Origin of the sequence: Rahnella woolbedingensis, from assembly GCF_003602095.1 — a bacterium.
GTDB lineage: Bacteria > Pseudomonadota > Gammaproteobacteria > Enterobacterales > Enterobacteriaceae > Rahnella > Rahnella woolbedingensis.
In genome coordinates this window covers 1-4,505 of the sequence record NZ_RAHH01000066.1, presented here as the reverse complement: position 1 = coordinate 4,505, position 4,505 = coordinate 1, and the positions used below count along the sequence as shown (strand labels likewise).

Sequence of the window (4,505 nt, the reverse complement as noted above, 5' to 3'; positions counted from 1 at the left end):
CCCAGAGGGTGGTCTGCAAACGTGGCAGAAATACTGATGGGATTGGTGACGTCAATAATGGACGGGTCATCCAGACGCTTAACCCTGGTCGTGTCCGTTGCCAGCATCAGATTGCTCATTGCCCCGACGTCCGCCGCCTCCAGGGTAATATCGGCGCTCAGCGGTTTATTGTTCACCTTGCGGGAAGACGGTGCGCGGGTGTTAGCATTGTCGTTGGCGGCCTTCACCGCTTTCGGGGTGGCTGCCAGCACTTCGCTGGTACTGCTGACCGAGCTGCTCAGCTGCACAAAACCCTTTGCCGTCAGCGTGCCGTCGGGATGGTTACGGGATTTTTCATGCGCTGCCAGCAGGTCATTCACATACTGCTCAGTCGCCATAATCACTGAGTCGTCGATCAGCAGGCTGATAGCTTCGGTATTACTGACGGCAATCACCATACGCAACGTCTGTGTGCGGCCTGAACCTTCTGCCAAAGTCGGCTTGTACGTGTCCGCCATGTTGCAGACGGCAATCAGTGCGCCGTCGCTGCTGAACAACCCCATTTCGCGCATCCAGAAGCCGCCGACGCTGGCAGACAGCACCGCCTCAGCAATCACCCAGTTGCCATGGGTCGGATCCGGCTTTAAGGAGTTGAGCGGCGTGCGGTACACCTCTTTAACCAGTTTGGTCTGCGTGGCGACGGGCGTGGTCGACTTGCCGTTGCCGTCGCCGACGGCAAGCTGCGTAATGTTGATGTCAGTCCCCGCCGCAATGGCTGCCGCAATGCGCGACTGGCCGAGCGTGGTGACAACGGATTTAAATGTGCTCATAGCATCCTCTTATGCGGGGTAAACGGTCAGCAGCTCGCCAAGGTATTGCGCCGCGCCAATGTAAACGTCGCCTTTAATGTCCTGGGTGATGGTCAGGCCGATCAGATGGCGGCTGGCCGGTTTGGCGTCGGCAATCAGCCTTTCCATCTCGTTATACATTTCTTCGGTGATGCCGGTTTCCAGCACGCCGATATCCAGGCGAAACGTGCCGGGCTCGTCATTCGTTTCCCACCATTCGGTGACGTTAATCAGGTAGCCGAGCGGCTCCACCACGCGCCGGATGGCACCGATGGTTCCCTTATGGCAGTGGATGAACCAGGCCGACTGAATGACGCGGCGCTTGGTGGCAACCGGCCAGTTTTCATCCCAGCGGTCAACCGACAGCGCCCACGCGAGGTAAGGCAAAAACCTGGCCGGACAGGTCAGCGGATCCCAAAGCTGCCGCAGCGGCACCGGCACGTTTTCAAGCGCGGCGCAGGCATCGGCGGCGGCAACCTCAAGGGCCGAGGAACCGACGGGCAGCAGGCGATCACTCATCGTAACCGCCCACTTTCAGGGTGTACGCGGTGCAGAATGACGCCTGCGTTTTATCCAGCTCGATATCAGCGGCGGGGCTTTTCAGCTCCACCCGCTGCACGCCTTCAACGTGCAGCGCGGCATAAATGGCGGACAGCCGGATGTCGCGGCCTAAACGGTGCTGCGCGGTGGTGTAGGCGATAAGCCTGGCTTCGGCGGCTTCGCGAATGGGTTCGGCTTCCGGACCAGGGAATAAATACAGCACGGCATCAATGGTGTAACTGACCACGGTGGCAGACTGGACGGTCACGCGGTCGGCCACGGGGCGGACGTTCTCGTCATTGAGCGCGGCCTGTACTTTCGCCAGCAGGTCGGCGGGCGCGGTGCCGTTGCCGGTCTGTGCCAGCACGGAAATCGTCACGCAGGCAGGCGAGGGACTGATGACCGAAATATCCGCCACCCGCCCGTCAGCCGAGCGCCCGTGATACTCATAAGAGCCCACCGGACCGGCGACGCTCAGCCCTTCAAACGCCTGCTGCGCGCGGATACGCAAATCCGCATCGCTTTCCATGACTGCCGCCACGGCGGGCACGCTGACCGTATCCGCAGGCGTGATCGTCAGACGCTCCACGCTGAACGTGGCGGCGATATTGTCCAGATCTGTGCCGGTGGCATAAGCCAGCATCACCGCCTGCGCAGCTTCGTTAACCCGCTGACGCAGGATGACTTCGCGGTAGGCGTTCTCCTCCAGCAGTTTCACCATCGGCTCGGACTCCAGCGTCAGCGTGCGGGCAATCGCTGCCTGCTGGTCTTCGGGGTAAAGGGACACCAGCGTGGCTTTGCGCTCTGCCAGCAGGATTTCGTAATCCAGCTCCTCCACCACGTCGGGGGCGGGTAACTGGCTCAGGTCGATAGTTGCCATAATTCAGCTCACTGGAAGGGTTAAGGAAATGGCGGCGGACGTGTCTTTGCGGGTGCCGGTGAGTTCCACCGCGCCTTTTCCGTCGAACGTCGTTTCAAAGGTGATGCCGGTCAGGCTGACGCGTGGCTCCCACTTAAGGATCGCGCTGTAGCACGCCGCCATGATTTGCAGGCGCAGCGCCGCATTCTGCGGGCGGTCAGTCAGTATCGACAGCAGCGAACCATAGTCACGGCGCATGACGCGGGAACCGACGGGCGTGCGCAAAATGTCGCTGACCGACTGCTGAATATGTGCCAGGTCTTCGACGCTGCGCCCCGTGTCGCGAGCAAGGCCGATGTATTTTGCATTCGTCATGAAGGCACCTGCGTCTGACCGCCGCCCGTCTGGACGCCGCTGTGTTTATGGGTATGAACAACGATGCCGTTTGACGTGAGGCTGCCGCCGGAGTGGGAAATATTGCCGGTCATTGTGCCGCCTTGTTTCACCTCCAGACTGCCCGTGGTGAGCTTTTTAGTACAAACCACTTCCGGCGTGTCGAGCGTGATACGGGTTTTTGCCGTGCAGGTAATCAGCGGGGCAGTGACTACAACCTTATCGGCAGCGTTCACCGTGGCGGACTTAATGCCGGTAGCCAGCAGCGCGCCGGTTTTGGGTTCGTACTCGATCACCGCGCCGTCAGGGAAAGTAACGTGTACGGCATCGGCAGACGCCGACGGGGCGGGAAATTCATCAGAGAAAACGCCGGGCATCACAAAGGCGGTGTCCAGCTCGCCGCCCAGGCAGAACAGCAGAACCTGCTCACCGGCGGACGGTGCCCACCAGGAACGGGAACGCCCCGCGCGGGAGGTCAGCCAGTGCAGCCAGTCGGTGACGTTGCCGCCGGTGTTCACGCGGCAGGTGCCCGTTTCTAAATCCACCTCGGCAACGGTGCCAATGCGGATCAGATTGCGCAGCAGACGCGGAATGTCTTTGTTTGGGATGGATGTATTCATGGATAAAAGAATGCCGCCCTGTCAGGCTGCATACAATTTGAGGCGGGTTGATGGCAGGTAGCACAACGTGGGCATGGCTGCCTGAGGAGTATTAGCTCAAACTTAGGCTGACACATTTCGTAGGTAAAACATCATCAAATCTGACAGTCTGGTTTGAGCGAGGTATAGACTTTCATACCTGAAACCGACGCTATTAGATGATTCAGGGCATGCAGATAAACTGCTGGCTATATTGCTTTCGAAGAGCGTGGAATGCACACCAATCCTCGATGAAAAGGAGTGGGTAACGACTGCGACTAATCAATTTTCTGCATAGGTTGGTGTGGACTGGACAGATAAAAAACACGATGACTGTGTTCATTTTCAGAGGTTTGAGGGCCAATGGAAAGAAAACGTCCGTTTAGAAGGTAACCTACCGTTTATAATGAAATTTAATCGGGTATTGCCCGCTGCTTTTTGTTTTTCGGGTAGACACACTCTGTTGTCTCAAGGGATTTTAGCGTGTAGGGGGGCGTCCGGTGATGTACAAAAAACACGCTAAGCGGTATCAGAAACCAATTTTGATATGCTCTGGTCTTAAGGCACGACCGGTCCCCGACCCCCTGATAAAACTGACCGGAACGTTTTAATGTATTCGTTGCGCGGCATTTTAAATGCTTTATTCAGAATTCAGAAATATCACTTTCTATTTATTGTAATATCCGGATTCGACTTTTCCCTTTATGCTTAACGTTCCCCTGGACAGGAGTGTTCAGGTGTTATTTTCGGTGAGGTTATACAGACATTTCTTCTGTGAAGGCCATCCTTTAAGGAATTAAGGAATGGCCTTTTTTTTGCCAGCCGGATTTTTCATCGTTCTCTTTAATCAGATTTCGTTGCGTGGTAACGGGTTGCCTGAATTATTTGATATTGCTATTCGGTTTTATTGAATCTCTCTTTTTGGTTGTTGTGACAGAGGGATCGCTCCGGTAAATATCATTTAAAACAGTGAGATATTTGTATCTGTGTTTTTGTCCCGCTGTTATTTTAATTTCGGGATTACATTATTTTAAATATGATTATTCCCTGCGCCGGCGATCATTAATATCCTCCTTACCCGCAGCACCTTACTGCTCTCAGCTAAAGGCCACCCGGCTTCGTTCTTTATCTCTTTCCGGGTGGTTAATTCTAAAACTCAACTTAAAGGTAGCGGATATTATGTCCAGTACAGAAAATAATAACCTGAATGCCGCCGCGGAAGCAGGCATTGACTACGACACGCTCGCA

General features: G+C 55.7%; 5 protein-coding genes. All 5 read right to left on the bottom strand.

Translation table 11 applies throughout. The features are described 5' to 3' along the window. On the bottom strand, positions 1-809 hold an 809-nt coding region (locus tag D6C13_RS25070; protein WP_244212806.1), incomplete at its 3' end, for a phage tail protein. 9 nt (positions 810-818) lie between these two features. Then, positions 819-1,346, bottom strand: a complete 528-nt coding sequence (locus tag D6C13_RS25065) for a phage tail protein I (RefSeq protein WP_120135315.1) — start codon at positions 1,344-1,346, stop codon at positions 819-821. Further along, positions 1,339-2,247 carry a baseplate assembly protein gene (locus tag D6C13_RS25060; RefSeq protein ID WP_120135314.1) on the bottom strand — a complete coding sequence of 303 codons (909 nt, stop codon included), beginning with the start codon at positions 2,245-2,247 and terminating at the stop codon, positions 1,339-1,341. The genes D6C13_RS25065 and D6C13_RS25060 overlap by 8 nt, the downstream gene beginning before the upstream one ends. 3 nt (positions 2,248-2,250) lie before the next feature. Further along, positions 2,251-2,601 (bottom strand): GPW/gp25 family protein, encoded by a 351-nt coding sequence (locus D6C13_RS25055; RefSeq protein WP_120135313.1) that lies wholly within the window; start codon positions 2,599-2,601, stop codon positions 2,251-2,253. Then, positions 2,598-3,239 carry a phage baseplate assembly protein V gene (locus D6C13_RS25050; RefSeq protein WP_120135312.1) on the bottom strand — a complete coding sequence of 214 codons (642 nt, stop codon included), beginning with the start codon at positions 3,237-3,239 and terminating at the stop codon, positions 2,598-2,600. The genes D6C13_RS25055 and D6C13_RS25050 overlap by 4 nt, the downstream gene beginning before the upstream one ends. Positions 3,240-4,505 lie beyond the last annotated feature (1,266 nt).

Coding starts and splice junctions, on each gene's coding strand:
- D6C13_RS25065 (WP_120135315.1), bottom strand. CDS start 1,346: ATGAGTGATCGCCTGCTGCCCGTCGGTTCCTCGGCCCTTGAGGTTGCC.
- D6C13_RS25055 (WP_120135313.1), bottom strand. CDS start 2,601: ATGACGAATGCAAAATACATCGGCCTTGCTCGCGACACGGGGCGCAGC.
- D6C13_RS25060 (WP_120135314.1), bottom strand. CDS start 2,247: ATGGCAACTATCGACCTGAGCCAGTTACCCGCCCCCGACGTGGTGGAG.
- D6C13_RS25050 (WP_120135312.1), bottom strand. CDS start 3,239: ATGAATACATCCATCCCAAACAAAGACATTCCGCGTCTGCTGCGCAAT.